This is a genomic window from Bradyrhizobium sp. (assembly GCF_004799405.1).
Lineage (GTDB): Bacteria > Pseudomonadota > Alphaproteobacteria > Rhizobiales > Xanthobacteraceae > Bradyrhizobium.
The window spans coordinates 1-16,121 of record NZ_SSMW01000081.1 but is presented as its reverse complement, the minus strand read 5'-3'; the positions used below and the strand labels follow the sequence as shown (position 1 = coordinate 16,121).

Genomic DNA, 16,121 nt, shown 5'->3' with positions numbered 1-16,121 from the left:
TCACCACGGTCACACCGGAAATCACCCGGCATTCCCCGCACAATGGTTTTACGGCTTATTTCGCGCTCTCCCCGGTGACCGGGCTTTCTTGCCACCGTCGCCGGCGAATAACTCCGCCGACTTGACACCAGCGTCGGGGTGTCAGGACCACACGACTTCGCCGTCCACGAGAACAGCGCCTCGTCAGCGCACCGCCTCGCGTCCACCGCATCCCGCCGCCAACGTCCGTGACGATCGCGAAACGCCCCTCTGAGTGGGACGGGATGGGAGAGATATACGCCTGATTTGGTTATTCTGAAAATCAGAATATTTTTGAGGGTGACACTTGACAATTCGGTGATTTGCCCGGTCGGGTAGCCGCCGAACGGCATCATCGCCCACAGCCGACCTTTGCAACCCAATCGGCCCGCAACAGACATTTGACTGGTTGGACCCACACCGATAGATCGCGTACGCTCGGGTTGAGGATATCGGGGCGATTGCGATGAGGCGGCGTGAGTTCGTTGTTGGCGTGGCTTCTTCGGTCGTCGTATCGCGTGCAGCGGCCCAGCAGCCACGCGCCAGCAGGCGGCTCGCCATCTTCAGCCTGTCCGAGCCGACGGCGCTGATGAATGAGCGCAGCGACAATCGCTATTATCGGGCGCTATTCGCGGAGCTTCGCCGCCTTGGAAACGTTGAGGGACAAAATCTTCTCATCGAACGCTATGGTCGGGAGCAAAACACGTCCAGTCCTGCTGCCTTGGCGGCTGAGGTAGTCCGCAATAATCCCGATGTCGTCTACGTCGTCGGACCCGGGGCTTTATTTTTCAAGCAGCAGACGGACAAACTACCGGTCGTTGCGCTGACCGGAGACCCCGGGGCGGCCGGGCTCGTTCAGAATCTGGCTCATCCCGGCGGCAACATCACAGGCGTCAGTGTCGATACCGGTCCTTCCATCTACGGGAAACGGATTGCGCTACTCCGCGAAATACTTCCGGACATGTCGAAGCTGGCTTACCTCACGCTGCGAGTTGGCTGGGACGCCATGGGTTCTTTTGTAAGCGCGGCGGCCGCCACGGTTGGCGTTGCGCTTGAGGTTGCACCGCTGGAACTTCCCACCAGCGAAACCGCCTATCGGGAGGCGATCGCACAGGCTGCGCGCAACGGCGCAAATGCAATCATGGTCGGGGACAATCCGGACACAATGACCAACCGCGTCCTGATCACCGATTTGATCGGAACTGCAGGTCTTCCGGCGATGTACGCGCTTCCGGAATTCGTCGCCGCAGGTGGCTTGATTGCCTACTCGTTTGATCTGGTGGACTTGAACAAGCGGGTGGCCAACGACATCGACGCCATTCTGCGCGGCGAAAATCCCGGCGATATTCCTTACTACCAGGCATCCAAGTTCGAGTTATCTCTCAACCTCAAGACAGCGAAGGCGCTTGGGCTTTCGCTGCCGCCGGCGCTGCTCGCGAGCGCCGACACCGTGATCGAATAGTTCCGGCAGGACATTTCTGATAGAACGGCAGCTCCCAGGCAGCGCAGGCGGATTGGCTTTGCTGATCCTTTCGAACAGCATCTGATGAACTGGCAAAAACTCTTAAAACTTCCGGTACTTGTTGTCCTGGCTCTGGCCGCACCCTTGTACTGGTCCAGCAACGGAAAGCCGTTGCCAAGTATATTCAGCGGCGACGAACCGCATTATCTGCTGACCATCAACAGCCTGTTGCTGGATGGCGATCTCGATCTCACCAACAACTATGCCAGCGTCCACAAGGGATCCAGTCAGGCCGGCACCAACTTTTCCGGCGCCCCGCTTGACCACCAGTCCGTCTGGTTCGAGCGCGGAGTGCGCCAGAACTGGGAGAATGTTTACGAAACTGAATCCGACAAATTTGATCGCGATGCAGAGGGACATCCGCTGCCACGGCTGAGGCCGGGGCAAACCGAGCCAATTCCCGGGCATCCGGAATACTCGACGCATCCCCCCGGTATGGCGCTTCTTGTTGCGCCCATCCTTTACCCGTTTCGCCACACTGAATTCGTCGAACCGATGGCGATCGTCTGTTCGACCTTTGCCGTCATCATCGCCTTCTTTCTGTTTCGATCGCTGTTGCTGAAATACGCCGTGTCAAGCCTGTCCGCCGATCTGGTCGCGATCGTCGCGTTTCTGGGTACTCCGGCATGGCCCTATGGCAGGACGCTTTTTTCCGAACCCTATTTGTTAATGTGCGCGGTGGGTGCCTACAGCGTTGCCTTGCGATCGAAAATGCCCCTGGTGGCCGGCGTGTTTATCGGCATCGGCATCGTCATCAAGGCGCCGCTAGGGTTGATATCCCTGCCAATGTTCGCGATGTACCTGAACCAGCGCGATTACGCCTCGCTGGTTCGGCTGGCTTTGCCGGTCGGGCTTGGGATCGCCGTGATTGGCTGTCTGAATTCCATCATGTTCGGCTCGCCACTGAACGCCGCGCAACCCTGGCAGCAGGGCTCGCTGGTTCGTGGCGTCGGCGGCATGCTGTTTTCGCTCAAATACGGATATCTGATGATCGCGCCCGCGACCGTGGTCGCTGCGGTCGCATGGCCGTCGTTTTTGCGCCGCTTTCCAAAGGACGGGTTCGTCATTGCCTCTGGTATTTTTCTCTATACTCTCGTGATGGCTTCCTGGAAATTCTGGAATGGCGCGACGGCTTACGCCGCACGGCAGGAAGTGCCGGTGGTGCCGCTGTTTTGCGTTGCGCTGATTGCATTGCCGGGAATACAGCTCTGGCAAAAAAGAGGTATTCGGATCGCGGTTTTTGCAATCTGTGCGATCTCGATCGTCATCAACGGCTTTGCGGCAGTGCATTATTGGGAAAGCTGGGACACCAATCTGCCGCTCCGACTGGCGTCATTCCTCAAGGATCAGCTTTGAAAGACCATGCGAGATCGGCGTTGAAGCCCATTGTCTCGGCCTAAAAACACGATAGCTTTTGCTCCGGACGTCGACGCAGGGGAGCGGGGGAGATGACCCTAATGTCCCAAGCGTGCCGCGCGCCATGCGCGCCTGGAAAAGCTCTTTGAGTATCCAAACAGAGGTAAGGAGGGGGATATAAAATGGATTCCTTTACCGTTGCTCCCGAATTAAAGGGGACAAAGGGTGACATCATTGCCGCCAGAATCGAGGTGCCTATTCTTGCTGTGATGATTTACGGTATCGTCGAATTTATCCGCTTGGGGTGGTCCCGCGATTACTACCTGTACACGTACGCTCCGGTGTTGGGTGGCGTCGCCGCCTCGGTAGGTCTTTTTACTTATTTTTTCCTTGTGTCCGTGGAACGAAAGAAGAGCTGGAAAGGTCTCCTGTTCCTGCTTGGACTTCTTCCATATTTCTATTCGCTTTACATCATGGGAGGTCTTGGCCTGTACACAATCTATGAAGGCCTCATCGGCAAGTTTTCGTTTTGGTCAATGATAGGCGGGGTGTTCTGGGTTTTTATCGGATTTCATCTGATCTACCGGTTTTACCTGATGACAGAGATCGTCAGGCAACACGACGAAAAAACGACATTGGCTTCGGCACATCCCCGGCCCTCATGAGTTTTCGCCTTTCGTGGCGCAATCATTTCTCCGGCCGCAGCCCGCAAGTTCCCATCGGCATATCCGCTGGGAGGGGATGAAACTAATTTTCGTGTCAAAACTGTCGCATTTTTGATTTGGGAACATTGGATCCTTTCGGCCTCCTGGCCGTCTTCCTCCTTGCGACGGAATGCGTCGCGGTAATTCAACCACGGAGGAATTGAGATGAACAACAATCTCCTTAGTTGCCTGATCGCGGGTGCACTCGGCACCACACTTGCTCTGGCGTCACCGGCGCTCGCCTTTCATGGCGGTGGCGCCGGCATGGGAGGCGGAATGCATGCCGGCGGCGGGATGGGAGGTGGAATGGCTGTCGGCGGCATGAGCGCCGGCGCACGCTTCGGCGCCATGGGCGGAAGTCCGGCGTTAAGCGGCGGCCGCACCACTTTCAGCGGCGGCCGTACGGGTACGGCTTTTACGCGCGCCGGATTGGCGCCCCGGTCTTCAGCGTTTGCGTTCCGGGACCGCGACCACGACCACTTCGGTCATCACCGCTTCCATGGCTTTGCGTTCGTCGGCGTCCCCTACGATTATGCTGCCTACGACAGCTGCTGGCGCCGGGTGTGGACGCCATATGGGCTGACGTGGGTCGACGTCTGCAACGATTACGGCTACTGACGTCGCCGCGCTTTGCGATCGATGTTCGCGGCGGCCATGCTGACCGGTCGAGTTGCCGAGCAACTTCCGACGCGCAGGCGGTTATGCCTGATGCCTTCGCGTCGGCCGGCGTGGTGACCGGGAATCCGGACCTCGTGATCTGGCCACGGCCAAACGCGGCTTTTGGCCCAAGGAGAAATTCCGTTCGATTGCGCTGCCGATCCGCCGAGCGGGGGTAACGGGAGACATGGTTTCGCATAACTCAGACGCCCCGGATAACCGGGGATGGACGATGCCGGCCCGATCGGTTGCAGCGCGACGCTCGCCAATAGGCCTCACCAGGAATGCGGCGGTGAGTTTAGACTCAAATAGCCAGCATATTTTCCCATTTTGTATGAGTAAAACACCGGTGACCGGATAGCCACGTTGACTTCCGTTGTTAGACTCAAAGCATAAATTCCTTGCGATTGCGCGGCTGATCCGCCTAGCCGGGTAACTGGACATATGGTTTGTTACGGATGGGGCGGGCGATCATCGAAGCAAAGGCGCCCGTCAGGTCCCGGAGGAGTGAACTTTGCGCTGGAGCACCACCGGATGATTACTTGTTACCTGCGTTACGAGGTCCGCCTCGACAAGCTCGCCGACTTCGAAGCTTACGGTGCAATGTGGCTTGACCTGATGCCGCGGTTCGGCGGCATCCATCACGGCTACTTTCTGCCATCCGAAGGAGCGAGTGACGTCGCCCTGGCGATGTTCAGCTTTCCGAGCCTCGCGGCCTACGAACAGTACCGCAAGGACGCCGGCGCCGATCCAGACGTTCAGAAGGCGGTGGCCTTCGCCAAAGAGACGCGCTGCTTCACCCGTTATGAACGGTCATTTTTCCGGCCATTGCTTCCGAAAGCGACTCAAGAGCCGCGCGAGGATCTGCATTCACGCGCATAGCTCAGACTCCCCAGATACCCGGGGATCGAAGATGCCGGCCCGATCGCGACGCTCTCCAACAGGACACTGGTGGACCTCGCCAGGAATGGTCAAATCGTTGCATTTTTACAACACGCCCCTCAAATCGCGTGAAGTGTCGTTCCATGAAGGTTGATTCAATTGATCGCTCTAAGCAGGGTGGCAGTCTTCTGAGACTCACATGAATTAAGGGCCGTGCGCGGCAGATCCGGTATGCGCCATGCGACGCAAAAGATACTGGTTGGGCTGGCGTCATTGACGCTCGTCGACATCGCGGTCGCTGTGGCGGCTGATCTGCCGGTCAAAGCCCCTCCCAAGCCAACCTACAACTGGTCGGGTTTCTACGTGGGTGCTCATGCCGGCTATCGCTCGGGCGACGCAAACTTTTCGGGACCTGGCTACATTTTTGATCCCGGCATTGGCCCCGTGGCTTTTCCGGGTCGGAGTGAAACCTACCGCCCGAATGGTGCAATTGCGGGCGTTCAGGGCGGCTACAATTTTATGATTACGCCGAAAATACTTGCCGGTATCGAAGGCGACTGGACATGGGGCTCCGGCAGAGCTGGCGCTATCGGCGGGTTTTCAATCAATGCCAATGACAGCTTCTCATTCGTCAGTCAGACCCGGCTTGCCTGGCAGTCAACGATCCGTGGCCGTCTCGGCGTCGTAAATGGGCCGTGGCTGTTCTACGGAACAGGTGGCGTAGCCTTTACCCGCGTCAACTGGAGTGACACTTCCACGTGGACCGTCTTCGGCACGCCGACGGCGTTTTCATCCTCGAATGTTGGCAGCACGTTGACCGGCGCGGCAGTCGGCGTCGGCTTTGAATACATGTGTAATCCGAACTGGATTGCTCGCCTTGAATATCTCTACGAGAGCTTCGGCAAAGTGAGCGTGCCCTTCGGCCTGGGACCGCAAACGGGTACGCTGGACCTCAGGGATGTGAACAAGGTCAGGGCAGGGATCAGTTATAAGTTTAACCAATAGTCCTTCCCGCCGCAGGCCGACCTGCTGGTCGATTGCTCATCCCTGCTGCGGCGTCACCAGCGACAAATAGTCTTCAAATTTTCCCGACGGCGACCTCGGTATTTCTTCCACGGCAACGGCACGAACGTTCAAGCCCGGATCGATGAATTCACGCAGGCATGTCTGAAGACCGGATTGATCGGGGCTTTCGCGTCGACTTCGCGGAACGTATCTCACTTCGATCGAGGTCGGGTCGGTCTGCACGATCTGAATCTGCTCGAATGACAAATGCTCTTCAAGTCGTGAAACCGGCACGTAGGGGTAAACCGTCCGGCCGTCGCGCATCGTAAACGCATTGCGATATCTGCCCATGATCTTCCCGAGCGTCGGGAGTTTTACCGGGCATTCTTGCTGGCTCGACCCGGCAACCGCGAAATCTCCGATTTCGTAGCGAATCAGCGGCATCGCAAAGTTATAGAAAGACGTCACGACAACCCGCCCTGCGGCGCCCGGCGGGCTTGGATCGCCGTTCGGATCAAGAACTTCCACAAGCACGGTCTCGGCGTTGATGTGAAAGTGACCGCACCAGGGACACTCACATGCGAGCAGACCGGTTTCCTGCGCCCCGTATTGATCGATCGGCCTGGTGCCGAACGCTTGCTTGCAGGCTGCTCGAATGTCGTCGGTCAAGACCGTTCCGACCGAATTGATCCGTTGCAACGGCAGTTCGAGCCCTTGTCGGCATGCCAGTTTGGCCACTTCGTTGAGGACGAAGGAATGCGCGGTCAGATAACTGGGGCGCCGCTTGAACAGCCAACCGAGTTGTGTGGAGACATCGGCAGACAAGTCCAGCATGTAGTGCGGCCCGACGGAGCCGACCCGCCAGCCGGGCTCAACCTTTCCCTCGGGTGGACGCGCATCGTCGCCATGTCGTGCAACAAAGCTCGCCATTGACTTGTTGCCGTCGAACTTCCACCAGCGAAATGCGCGATCCGTCGTTCCGACGCTTGCGATGGTTGCAAGTTCGTTGATCTTGTATCGAATTGGCCGGCCGCTGGATCCGGACGTTTCGCCCTGCGTTATGCTGCCCATATGCGGCGGCACGCGCTTGGCAGTGAGCTGCTTCAGGTTCTGCTGCACATCCTGACGCGATAAAATCGGTATGGTGTGCCAGCGTTCAAGATCGACTTCCGTTCCGGAGCACAACGAAGCCAATCTTTGTTTGTAGAATGGGACATTGCGATGGGAGTGGAGGATAAGCGGCACCAGCAGATTTTGTTGATAGGCATGTAGTTGGTCAGGAAGCAGCCGCTCCGTTTCCGCGAGCACATCGCGAAATCTGGAGACCATGCGGTCAAGCTGGAATGTTGCCATCGATCAACAGCTTCTGACAGGGCAAGAACGACTGGGAAAAGCTATTCGCATGGCGATGGTCCGGATACCTGGAATGTCCTGGTCAAATGTCCTGGTAAAACAGGTTCCACTCCGTTGGTTTTGAAAATATGATAGGTGAATGGGTGAGGATCATCAAAGAATATATCATCGTGCCTGGTCGCAGTTGGGTCCGCCATTGCGGCCACCGTCCGGAGTCATCCTGGCAGTCAAGGAGCAGATCAGCGATATAGGCGGCCGTGCCCTTCTGTTGGGAGTGACGCCCGAACTCGCCGACGTTGCGCCGCATCTGGTGGCCATCGATCGCAACTTTTCGATGGTCGCCAACGTTTGGCCGGGGAATACAACCTCCCGCTGCGCGATGGTGGGCGATTGGCGCCGCCCCAACTTCAAGTCCGATGCATTTTCGATTTGTATAGGCGACGGCAGCTTGTCCTTTCTGACGTTTCCTGACGAGACCGCCGCCTTGTTCCTCGAACTTGATCGAATTCTCAGGAGCGGCGGGCGCATCGTCTTTCGACTTTATGTTGCGCCTGCCATCGCCGAGACTGCGTCCGCGCTAAAAGCCGAGGCCCTGTCCGGCAAAATCAAAAGCTTCCATGCCTTCAAGATACGGCTCGGAATGGCCCTTGTCGCACAGCAATCCGCGCCGGAAGTCCGGGTCGCGGACATTCTCGCCGCCTTCAATTCACTGTTCAAAAACCGTCAGGAACTGGTTCAGATGGCGGGCTGGAATCGCGACCAGATTGACACGATCGATTTCTACAAGGACTCAATCGTGTCGTTCAGTTTCCCCAAGAGGGATCAGGTATTGTCGATTGCCTCGAAAACATTTCCCAACGCTCGATTCGTTTCGAGCGGCAGCTATGAAATGTCCGAGCTCTGCCCATTGCTGATCGCCGATAAAGCCTAAAATCTGAACGCTGTTGGGCTTCCTGGCGAGTCGATCGAATGGACCTGCCGACTTCCGAAGTCCCAATGCGCCAGCCTCAACAATCACGGCCAGCGACCGACTTTCCGGCCATTTTCCGTCGCCCCCGCTATGGCGACAAGCATATTTGATTTGATCGCGAGCAGTTTTTGCGGTCAAATTGACCCACTGCAAGCATACAAGGGAGAAAGAAATGGTCAGGGGTATGATACTGGCTGCCTTTATCGCGACATTTGTCGGCGGGGCGGCCTTCGCGCAGGAAACGTGTGAGAGCAAGGCGGTCGGCAAGGACGGCAAAGCTCTCGCGGGTGCGGCCAAGACATCCTTCATGAAGAAGTGCATGGCCGATTCCTGCACAACCAAGGCGGTGAGCGCGGACGGCAAGCCGCTTTCGGGAGCCGCGAAGACCAGCTTTATCAAGAAGTGCGAAAAGGGAGCCTAAACCTCCCGGTGCGCAAGTCAGAGGCCGCCGCACGGGCGGCCTCTTTCATTTCAGGCGAACGCGCTAAATCGCCGGCTTGACGGTTGCGGCCCACGACCGACTTTCTGCTAGTTTCCGCGGGCCGCGCCATCGACTAGGCTTGGCGGCACAACAAGAAAGAAAACCGCTCGCAGGCCAAGGGGAATACGCTTTTGCACGGACAGGCAGGCCGGCGCACCGAGCTCGCGCGCAGCGGCGTTGCAGGCATGCGCCGGCGCGCGATTTCAGGGCTGTGGGTAGCACTCCTGCTGGCGATCCTCGGCTTCCTGGTGATCTATCCCGTGCTCACGCTGCTGCTGGGGGCGCTGACCGACACCAATCCGGTAGTCGACGGCTTCAGCCTGACCCATCTGTCGATTGCGAACTTCCTCGCGGTGCTGGTCAACCCGAACGTCGCCGAGGCGCTGTTCAATACCTTGATCGCCTGCGGCGGCGGCACCCTGATCGCGGTCGTGATCGGCCTGGCGTTTTCCTGGATCGTGGTGCGCACCAACACCCCGTTCAAGGGCTTCATCGCCGCTGCCAGCATCCTGCCGCTGTTCGCGCCGCCGCTGGTTGCGGGGGTGGCGTGGACCATCCTCGGCTCGCCGAAAACCGGCCTCATCAACACCATGTTCAAATGGGCCGGCCTCGACTGGCATGTGAACCTTTATTCGCTGTGGGGCCTGGTGTTCGTGTTCGGCATCTACTACGCGCCCTACGTCTACATGTTCACCTCCTCGGCGCTGCGCAACATGGACCCGAGCCTGGAAGAGGCTGCCGAGATTTCCGGCGCCAGCGCGTTCGCGACATTGTTTTCGGTAACGTTCCCGCTGATCATGCCGGCGATCATCTCCGGCATGCTGCTGTCCTTTATCGTGATGCTCGGCATCTACGGCATTCCGGCGGTGCTGGGTGCGCCGACCAACATCAACGTGCTGACCACCTATATTTTCAAGCTCACCAACTGGTCGCCGCCGCTCTACAACACCGCGGCGGCGGTCGCGATCCTGCTGATGATGGTGACCGGCCTGCTGGTGTTTGCGCAGCAGAAGGTTTTGAGCGGGCGCAGCTACACCACCGTGGCCGGCAAGGCCTATCGGCCGCGCAGCCTCGATCTCGGTCCGTGGCGCTGGCTCACCTTCGGTCTCGGCGTCGTCTATCTCGTGGTGGTCGTGGTGCTGCCGAGTCTCGCTTTGATCGTGGCGGCGTTCCGCAAGTTCATGTTCATCCGCGACGCCGCCAGCCTGTTCGACATGAAGCAATATTCGCTGATGCATTTCTACAGCATCTTCGACAACCCGCTGACCATGAATTCGATCTACAACGCGATCGAGGTCGGCATCATCACCGCCGTGGTCGGAGGGTCGCTCGCCTTTGCGATCGGCTACACCATTCATCGCACCCATGTGGCGGGCCGGCGCAGCATCGATCTGGTATCGACGCTGCCGGTGGCTATTCCGGGCCTCGTGATCGGCGTCGCCTATCTCTGGGCCTGGATCGGCATCCCCGGCGGGCTCTACGGCACCATCTGGATCCTCGCGCTTGCTTTCATCGCGCGCTTCATGCCGGATACGGTCAAGGCGCTGTCGACTTCGTTCCTGCAGATCCATCGCGAACTGGAGGAAGCGGCCTGGGTCTGCGGCAGGGGCATGCTCAGCACCATCCGGACGATCGTGCTGCCGCTGGCGCGGCCGGGCGTGATCGCCTCGATGACATTATTGTTCGTGCTGGCGATCCGCGAACTGGGATCGTCGCTGTTTCTCTACACCACCAACACCATGGTGATGTCGGTGTTGCTGCTCGACTACTACGAAGGCGGAAATCTCGGCAAGACCGCTGCATTCAGCCTGGTGCAGACGGTCCTGCTCGGGGTTCTGATCGGTGGCGCGAACTGGCTGTCGCGGGGCGCCGCCCAAACCAGCGTCGCCCGCACCGGATAAATGAAAAACGAGGGAGGATTGGCTATGAACAAAAAGATGATCGCCGGGATTGTTGCCATGGCCGGCCTCGGCATCGCGCTCGGCGGCGCGGCGGCAGCGGCGGAGGATTTCGGTTCGCCCGAGTTGATCGCGGCGGCCAAGGCCGAAGGCAAGCTGGTCTACTACACGGCGAATTTCGCCGAGGTCGAGCAGGAGGTCATCAAGGAGTTCAACAAGCGCTTCCCGGAGATCAAGATCGAGATGGTGCGCGCGCCCGGCGGCCAGCTCATCACGCGGGTGCGGACGGAAGCGGCGGCCGGCAAGCTGATCGCCGACATCGTCGATCATTCCGATCGCGCGCTGATGCTGCCGCTGGCCGACCTGTTCCAGGATTACGCGCCGCCCAATGCCGCCGACTACGATCCGGCCGCGCTGGTTTCGCCGAAGTTCTGGCCGCGCGCCACCGTGGTCTGGTCGATCGCCTACAACACCGAACTGGTCAAGAATCCGCCGAAGAGCTGGATGGATCTGACCAAGCCCGAATACGACAAGATGACGGGCCAGGTGTTCGCCCAGTCCGGCGGCACCACCTGGACCCGCATCATGTTCGAGCGTCAGGTGCTCGGCGAGGATTATTGGGCTCGGCAGGCCGCGACCCATCCGATTCTCTATCCCTCCGGCGCGCCGATGTCGGATTCGCTGGTGCGCGGCGAGGTCGCGATGGGTCCGCTGTTGTACAATGCGGTCTACCCGAAACAGAAGGAGGGCGCGCCGATCAAGATCATCTTCCCGCCCGAAGGCGTGCCGGCTAATCCCTATGCGTCGGGAATTCCCAAGACCGCCACGCATCCCAACGCCGCGAAACTGTTCCTCAACTGGTGCATGTCGAAAGAGGGGCAGACCTTCATGATCAAGGAGCTCGGCAACCTCACGTCACTGAAGGTGGCGCCGGTCTATCCCGAGGGCTTCGATCCCAAGATCGTCAAGGTCTGGTACCCGAACTTCGACCAGTATGTGAAGCTGCACGGCGCCTGGGTTGCCGACTGGGACAAGACCTTCGGCTATCGGCAGTGATGTCGGGCGTGGAAGCCGGATCGTGACCGCAGCACTCGATGTCACCGACCTGCGCAAGCAGTTCTCGATCGGCCGGCCCGCGATCGACGGCGTGAGTTTCGCCGTGCCGGCCGGCGAGATCGTGGTGCTGCTCGGCCCCTCCGGCTGCGGCAAGACCACGACGCTGCGCTGCGTCGCCGGCCTCGAGCACCCGACATCGGGAGAGATCAGCATCGGCGGCCATGTGGTGTCGTCGCCGGCGCGCGGCATCCTGCTGCCGCCGCGCCTGCGCGACCTTGGCATGGTGTTTCAGTCCTACGCGGTCTGGCCGCATATGACGGTGCGGCAGAACGTGGTCTATCCGCTCAAGCACCGCAAGATCGCGCGCGCCGAGGCCAACCGCATGGTTGAGGAGGTGCTGCAACTGGTCGGCCTGTCGGAATATGCCGACCGCCCGGTGGTGGCGCTGTCGGGCGGCCAGATGCAGCGCGTGGCGCTGGCACGCAGCATCGTCTACCGGCCGCAACTGTTGCTGCTCGACGAGCCGCTGTCGAACCTCGACGCCAAATTGCGCCTGAGGCTGCGCGACGATCTGCGCGTCATCCTCAAGCAGACCGGCATGACCGCGCTTTACGTAACCCACGACCAGGCCGAAGCCGTCGTGCTCGGCGACCGCATCGGGGTGATGCGCGACGGCAAGCTGTTGCAGATGGGCACGCCGGACGAGATCTACAACAAGCCGGCCGACCTGTTCGTCGCCAACTTCACCGGCGCCACCAATGAAATCGCCGGTACCCTGATCGAGCGCAATGGCTCCTTCGGGCTGGTCGATGTCGGCAACGGCCAGCGTATCGAGGCGGCGATGCTGGAACCCGTCAACGCCGGCGACAAGATCCGCATCGCGCTGCGTCCGGAAAACATCGCGCTTGGCCGCCACGACGGCACCAATGCCTTCAACGCGCGCGTTCTCGACCGCCGCTATCAGGGCACGCAGACGGTGTACGATGTCGACCTGTTCGGCCGCCGGCTGGAGGCGCTCGAGCTTGGCACCGCCGCGCGCCACCAGGTCGGGGTCGAAACCCCGGTGTCGCTGGCGCGGGAAGGCTGCTGGGCCTATCGTGACGCCGGACCGTCGACTTACGACTAGCGCGGGCCGTCGCGAATCTCGACTAAAGCAAGATGAGTTTGGGGCGTGGACTCGTTAGCACGCAACCAAATTCGGATTGATGCGAGCTTGACGAACGCCAGATAACTGGCTGCGAGTTTGTCATATCGGGTTACGACATGCTGTAGATGACCGGGCCTTGGACGGCCACCGGCTAGTGCCGTTCAATCGATGCGGTTCGATCCCGCGGGAACCAGCGGTGTTTCGTTGCGCTGGTCTTGAAACGTTTTCGCGGTTTGGGGCTTCACGAACAGCGCGACAACTTCCGGGTTTTTCTCCCGCACTTTCCTCTCCAGATCAATGAAGGCCTCTTCGATCTGTGGTGCGAGCATAACGTCCGAAAACTCAAGACTCAGCATAGCCACAACTTGTTTAGGCCCTAATTGTGCGGTGAAAAGGCCATTTGCGCTCAAGCACCCTGGTTGAGCATTCGCGAGAGAAAGAATCGACTTGCGAATTGAAGGATAGGCTTGTTCGCCAATCAGCAGGCTCTTGCTTTCCCTCGCCAGGAAAACCGATGTTGCTGCTAATATTACGCCGATCGCGACCGAGCCCGCGCCGTCGAACTCCGGGCGGCCGAGCGCGACAGCCGAGAAGGTCGCGACCGCCGCGACGAGGATTCCAACAAGAGCGGCAGAATCTTCGAATAGCGTCATGAACGAAGGCGGATCTTTGCTGAGCCTGAATGCGTCGAAGAAGCCGAGTGAGCCTTTTGCTCGACGGAACTGTCTAAGCGAATAGAGCCATGAGCCACCCTCGAAAAGAAATGACAACGCCAACACGACATAACTCACGACAGGCGACTCGATAGGCACCGGATACAAGATCCTATAAATTCCCTCATAAATGGAGAAGCCGGCGCCAAGTGCAAATATCAGAAGCGAAACCACGAAGCTCCAAAAATATAATTCTCTCCCGTAGCCGAAAGGGTGTTCGCTGTCAGGCTTCTGCACCGAGCGATGAATTCCATACAGCAATAGGATTTCGTTCGTGCTGTCTACAGCCGAAGGAATGGCCTCACTCGTCATGGCGGCGCTACCTGTCCAGACCGCAGCACCGACTTTGCTTATGGCTACGAGAATGTCTCCGGCCAGCGCTGCGTAAACAGCAGCGGTAGACGATGAACTGGAGCTAAGTCGTGCGTGTGATGCCATATTTAAATGTCACCTTGCGGTTTTCGCGCTGGACCGCCTGAAGGCAATGGTTATTTGCCGCACCCGCGAGCCGAGCGGATCGCTAGCTGAACAAAGCAGCTTGGAATGCGCCAGGCGTCACACCCATTGTCCGCCTGAATGTTGCGACAAAGTGCGCCGGCGTTGCGAAGCCGACACCGTCGGCGACCTCGGCGACGGAGTTCCCTGGCTTCTTCAGGAGTGTGATCCCGCGTTCAAGCCTGCGGAGAACGACGTGACGATGCGGTGTCACCCCGGTCTGTTGGTGGAACGCACGAATGAAGTGGTTGACACTCAAACATGCGGCGTCGGCCAACTGGTCCAAAGTGGGCGACGCGACGGACTTGTCATCCAAGGCTGCCGTGATCATGTCGTTGACTCGACGATGAGCCGCCCGAGCAAGGCCTCCTCGTGTGGGCTGGATCGGCCCGTGGCTGGTAGGGTGCAACAGGCGGGCCGCGATACGATGGATTCCGGATTCGAGCAGTAGTGAATCGTCCGGCTCGGCCCGTGTCGCTGCAACGAAGATTTGCATTGCAGCTGCCTGAAGTTCGCTATCAATGCGAATTGAACAGCGTCCGACAGGAAAACTGTCCTTCAACCACGGCATCTAGAAATGATTCGCGAAGATATAGTTGCAAGACGTCGGCCTTACCTCGCACGACAATCTGGGTGCGTTGATGTGCCGGCGTTACCGAGACGCCGCCGACCGCCGCAATAAAGGAACCCGGCGGATCGGTGCCCGTCTCATGGCGGACGGGGACGCCATCTTGTAGATTGATCGTAACTCGCACGATATCGGATGCAGCAATGTCGAAGTCACCGCCGTTATGGGAAAATCGGGCAACCACCGCTTTCGGCGAGGACTCTTCTCCCACGGAATGTAAGAACATTGGTTTGCCCACTGCGGCAATCGCCTCGGCCAGCGGTTTCATAAGTCGTTTCCAAATGCAGGTAAGGTAAAATCCCCGGGTAGTTGGCAAACGCCTTCAAAGGCTTCAGGTTCCCGCCGGTAACACGATCATTTCCTGATACACGGCATGCTACTGACTCTGCCGCATTTCCTGCAATTTAATATATCGCCTTAAAAACGGGCGCGGCCTAGATAGCTTGGGTGACCGGCTCGGCCAGCGCGGTGCGCATGATGGATACTGCCGTTCCCAAACGGCGGGCTCGACCCCTGGCTTTGGCACCAGCACTATTGAGGTCTTGCCAAACAACTACATGCCCATGTCCATGTCCAGGTTACCGATCCGCCCTGCCGCCTGGGAATGCGTGCTTATGCTGTCGAGGTCGACAGCAGCAGTATCGCGAAATCACCCTTCATCTTTAGGTTTGGGAACGGAGCCACATCGCACACGTTTTGGAGGCGGCATCACTGGTGACGCGCGGAAGCGGATCAGGATTGGATCTTATACGATCTAGTGATCCACACGCTACGAACGACGCCAACAAAGGATGCACAACGTGACCAGACTGAATGGAAAGACCGCCGTGATCACCGGCGGCGCTACCGGCATCGGCCTCGCCGCGGCAAAGCGCTTCATCGAGGAGGGCGCATTCGTCTTCATCTTCGGTCGCCGGCAGGAAGCGCTCGACGCAGCTGTGGCCGACCTCGGGCCCAATGCCCGCGCGGTGAAGGGCTCGGTTTCGGATGAGGCCGACCTCGACCGCCTCTACGCGGCGGTGAAGGCCGAGCGCAAAACCCTCGACATCGTTTTCGCCAATGCCGGGGCGGGAAGCCCGCTTCCGCTTGGCAAGTTCACCGCCAAGCACATTGACGAAACCTTCGACACCAATGTGAAGGGTACGATCTTCACGGTCCAGAAGGCGCTGCCGCTGATGGGCAAGGGCGGTTCGATCATCCTGACCGGATCGAGCGCCGGCACCACGGGCGCCCCGG

The 16,121-nt window shown here is 59.2% G+C and carries 16 protein-coding genes and 1 pseudogene; 12 read left to right on the top strand and 5 right to left on the bottom strand.

The window, feature by feature from the left end; genetic code table 11:
- Positions 1-374 (bottom strand): annotated as a pseudogene (locus E7813_RS13170) (hypothetical protein); the annotation flags it as partial.
- 110 nt (positions 375-484) lie between these two features.
- Between E7813_RS13170 and E7813_RS13165 the strand changes: the two are divergent.
- The 6 genes from E7813_RS13165 (at position 485) to E7813_RS13140 (ending at position 6,144) form a co-directional block, all read left to right on the top strand.
- Positions 485-1,480, top strand: a complete 996-nt coding sequence (locus E7813_RS13165) for an ABC transporter substrate-binding protein (protein ID WP_291574576.1) — start codon at positions 485-487, stop codon at positions 1,478-1,480.
- A 171-nt stretch (positions 1,481-1,651) separates the two neighbouring features.
- The gene (locus E7813_RS13160) at positions 1,652-2,896 is read left to right on the top strand and encodes a hypothetical protein (RefSeq protein ID WP_291574574.1); all 1,245 of its coding nucleotides are present in this window, start codon (positions 1,652-1,654) and stop codon (positions 2,894-2,896) included.
- 182 nt (positions 2,897-3,078) lie between these two features.
- Complete coding sequence (locus E7813_RS13155; protein ID WP_291574572.1) at positions 3,079-3,561, top strand: hypothetical protein; 483 nt, start codon at positions 3,079-3,081, stop codon at positions 3,559-3,561.
- Positions 3,562-3,765: 204 nt separating this feature from the next.
- A complete protein-coding gene (locus E7813_RS13150; protein WP_291574570.1) occupies positions 3,766-4,218 on the top strand; it encodes a hypothetical protein in 453 nt (150 codons plus the stop codon).
- Between the two features lie 573 nt (positions 4,219-4,791).
- Positions 4,792-5,139, top strand: a complete 348-nt coding sequence (locus tag E7813_RS13145) for an NIPSNAP family protein (RefSeq protein WP_291574578.1) — start codon at positions 4,792-4,794, stop codon at positions 5,137-5,139.
- Positions 5,140-5,370: 231 nt separating this feature from the next.
- Positions 5,371-6,144, top strand: coding sequence for an outer membrane beta-barrel protein (locus E7813_RS13140; RefSeq protein WP_291574567.1), 774 nt, complete (start codon positions 5,371-5,373; stop codon positions 6,142-6,144).
- A 36-nt stretch (positions 6,145-6,180) separates the two neighbouring features.
- Here E7813_RS13140 and E7813_RS13135 read toward each other — a convergent pair whose 3' ends face one another.
- Entirely contained in the window at positions 6,181-7,497 is a 1,317-nt protein-coding gene (locus E7813_RS13135) for a hypothetical protein (RefSeq protein WP_291574566.1), read from the bottom strand.
- A gap of 334 nt (positions 7,498-7,831) precedes the next feature.
- Here E7813_RS13135 and E7813_RS13130 point away from each other — a divergent pair, with 334 nt between their 5' ends.
- From E7813_RS13130 to E7813_RS13110, 5 genes are all read left to right on the top strand, one after another.
- Positions 7,832-8,428 (top strand): hypothetical protein, encoded by a 597-nt coding sequence (locus E7813_RS13130; protein ID WP_291574564.1) that lies wholly within the window; start codon positions 7,832-7,834, stop codon positions 8,426-8,428.
- Positions 8,429-8,639: 211 nt separating this feature from the next.
- Positions 8,640-8,888: a hypothetical protein gene (locus E7813_RS13125; RefSeq protein ID WP_291574562.1), complete on the top strand. Its 249-nt coding sequence runs from the start codon at positions 8,640-8,642 to the stop codon at positions 8,886-8,888.
- Positions 8,889-9,079: 191 nt separating this feature from the next.
- Positions 9,080-10,849, top strand: coding sequence for an iron ABC transporter permease (locus E7813_RS13120; protein WP_291574560.1), 1,770 nt, complete (start codon positions 9,080-9,082; stop codon positions 10,847-10,849).
- A 24-nt stretch (positions 10,850-10,873) separates the two neighbouring features.
- On the top strand, positions 10,874-11,902 hold the full coding sequence (locus E7813_RS13115; protein ID WP_291574558.1) for an extracellular solute-binding protein: 1,029 nt from the start codon (positions 10,874-10,876) through the stop codon (positions 11,900-11,902).
- A 22-nt stretch (positions 11,903-11,924) separates the two neighbouring features.
- A complete protein-coding gene (locus E7813_RS13110) occupies positions 11,925-13,028 on the top strand; it encodes an ABC transporter ATP-binding protein (protein ID WP_291574556.1) in 1,104 nt (367 codons plus the stop codon).
- A 182-nt stretch (positions 13,029-13,210) separates the two neighbouring features.
- Here the strand turns inward: E7813_RS13110 and E7813_RS13105 are convergent, their stop codons facing one another.
- From E7813_RS13105 to E7813_RS13095, 3 genes are all read right to left on the bottom strand, one after another.
- Positions 13,211-14,200, bottom strand: coding sequence for a cation diffusion facilitator family transporter (locus tag E7813_RS13105; protein WP_291574553.1), 990 nt, complete (start codon positions 14,198-14,200; stop codon positions 13,211-13,213).
- Between the two features lie 82 nt (positions 14,201-14,282).
- Positions 14,283-14,588, bottom strand: coding sequence for an AraC family transcriptional regulator (locus E7813_RS13100; RefSeq protein WP_291574550.1), 306 nt, complete (start codon positions 14,586-14,588; stop codon positions 14,283-14,285).
- 187 nt (positions 14,589-14,775) lie between these two features.
- Positions 14,776-15,153, bottom strand: a complete 378-nt coding sequence (locus E7813_RS13095; RefSeq protein ID WP_291574547.1) for a hypothetical protein — start codon at positions 15,151-15,153, stop codon at positions 14,776-14,778.
- 532 nt (positions 15,154-15,685) lie between these two features.
- On the opposite strand from E7813_RS13095, the gene E7813_RS13090 reads away from it, so the two are divergent.
- On the top strand, positions 15,686-16,121 hold a 436-nt coding region (locus tag E7813_RS13090), incomplete at its 3' end, for an SDR family NAD(P)-dependent oxidoreductase (protein ID WP_291574544.1).

Bases quoted from the DNA above. Each gene is read 5' to 3' on its own strand.
- E7813_RS13165 (WP_291574576.1), top strand. From the start codon at position 485: ATGAGGCGGCGTGAGTTCGTTGTTGGCGTGGCTTCTTCGGTCGTCGTA.
- E7813_RS13155 (WP_291574572.1), top strand. From the start codon at position 3,079: ATGGATTCCTTTACCGTTGCTCCCGAATTAAAGGGGACAAAGGGTGAC.
- E7813_RS13150 (WP_291574570.1), top strand. From the start codon at position 3,766: ATGAACAACAATCTCCTTAGTTGCCTGATCGCGGGTGCACTCGGCACC.
- E7813_RS13145 (WP_291574578.1), top strand. From the start codon at position 4,792: ATGATTACTTGTTACCTGCGTTACGAGGTCCGCCTCGACAAGCTCGCC.
- E7813_RS13140 (WP_291574567.1), top strand. From the start codon at position 5,371: ATGCGCCATGCGACGCAAAAGATACTGGTTGGGCTGGCGTCATTGACG.
- E7813_RS13135 (WP_291574566.1), bottom strand. From the start codon at position 7,497: ATGGCAACATTCCAGCTTGACCGCATGGTCTCCAGATTTCGCGATGTG.
- E7813_RS13130 (WP_291574564.1), top strand. From the start codon at position 7,832: ATGGTCGCCAACGTTTGGCCGGGGAATACAACCTCCCGCTGCGCGATG.
- E7813_RS13125 (WP_291574562.1), top strand. From the start codon at position 8,640: ATGGTCAGGGGTATGATACTGGCTGCCTTTATCGCGACATTTGTCGGC.
- E7813_RS13115 (WP_291574558.1), top strand. From the start codon at position 10,874: ATGAACAAAAAGATGATCGCCGGGATTGTTGCCATGGCCGGCCTCGGC.
- E7813_RS13105 (WP_291574553.1), bottom strand. From the start codon at position 14,200: ATGGCATCACACGCACGACTTAGCTCCAGTTCATCGTCTACCGCTGCT.
- E7813_RS13100 (WP_291574550.1), bottom strand. From the start codon at position 14,588: ATGATCACGGCAGCCTTGGATGACAAGTCCGTCGCGTCGCCCACTTTG.
- E7813_RS13095 (WP_291574547.1), bottom strand. From the start codon at position 15,153: ATGAAACCGCTGGCCGAGGCGATTGCCGCAGTGGGCAAACCAATGTTC.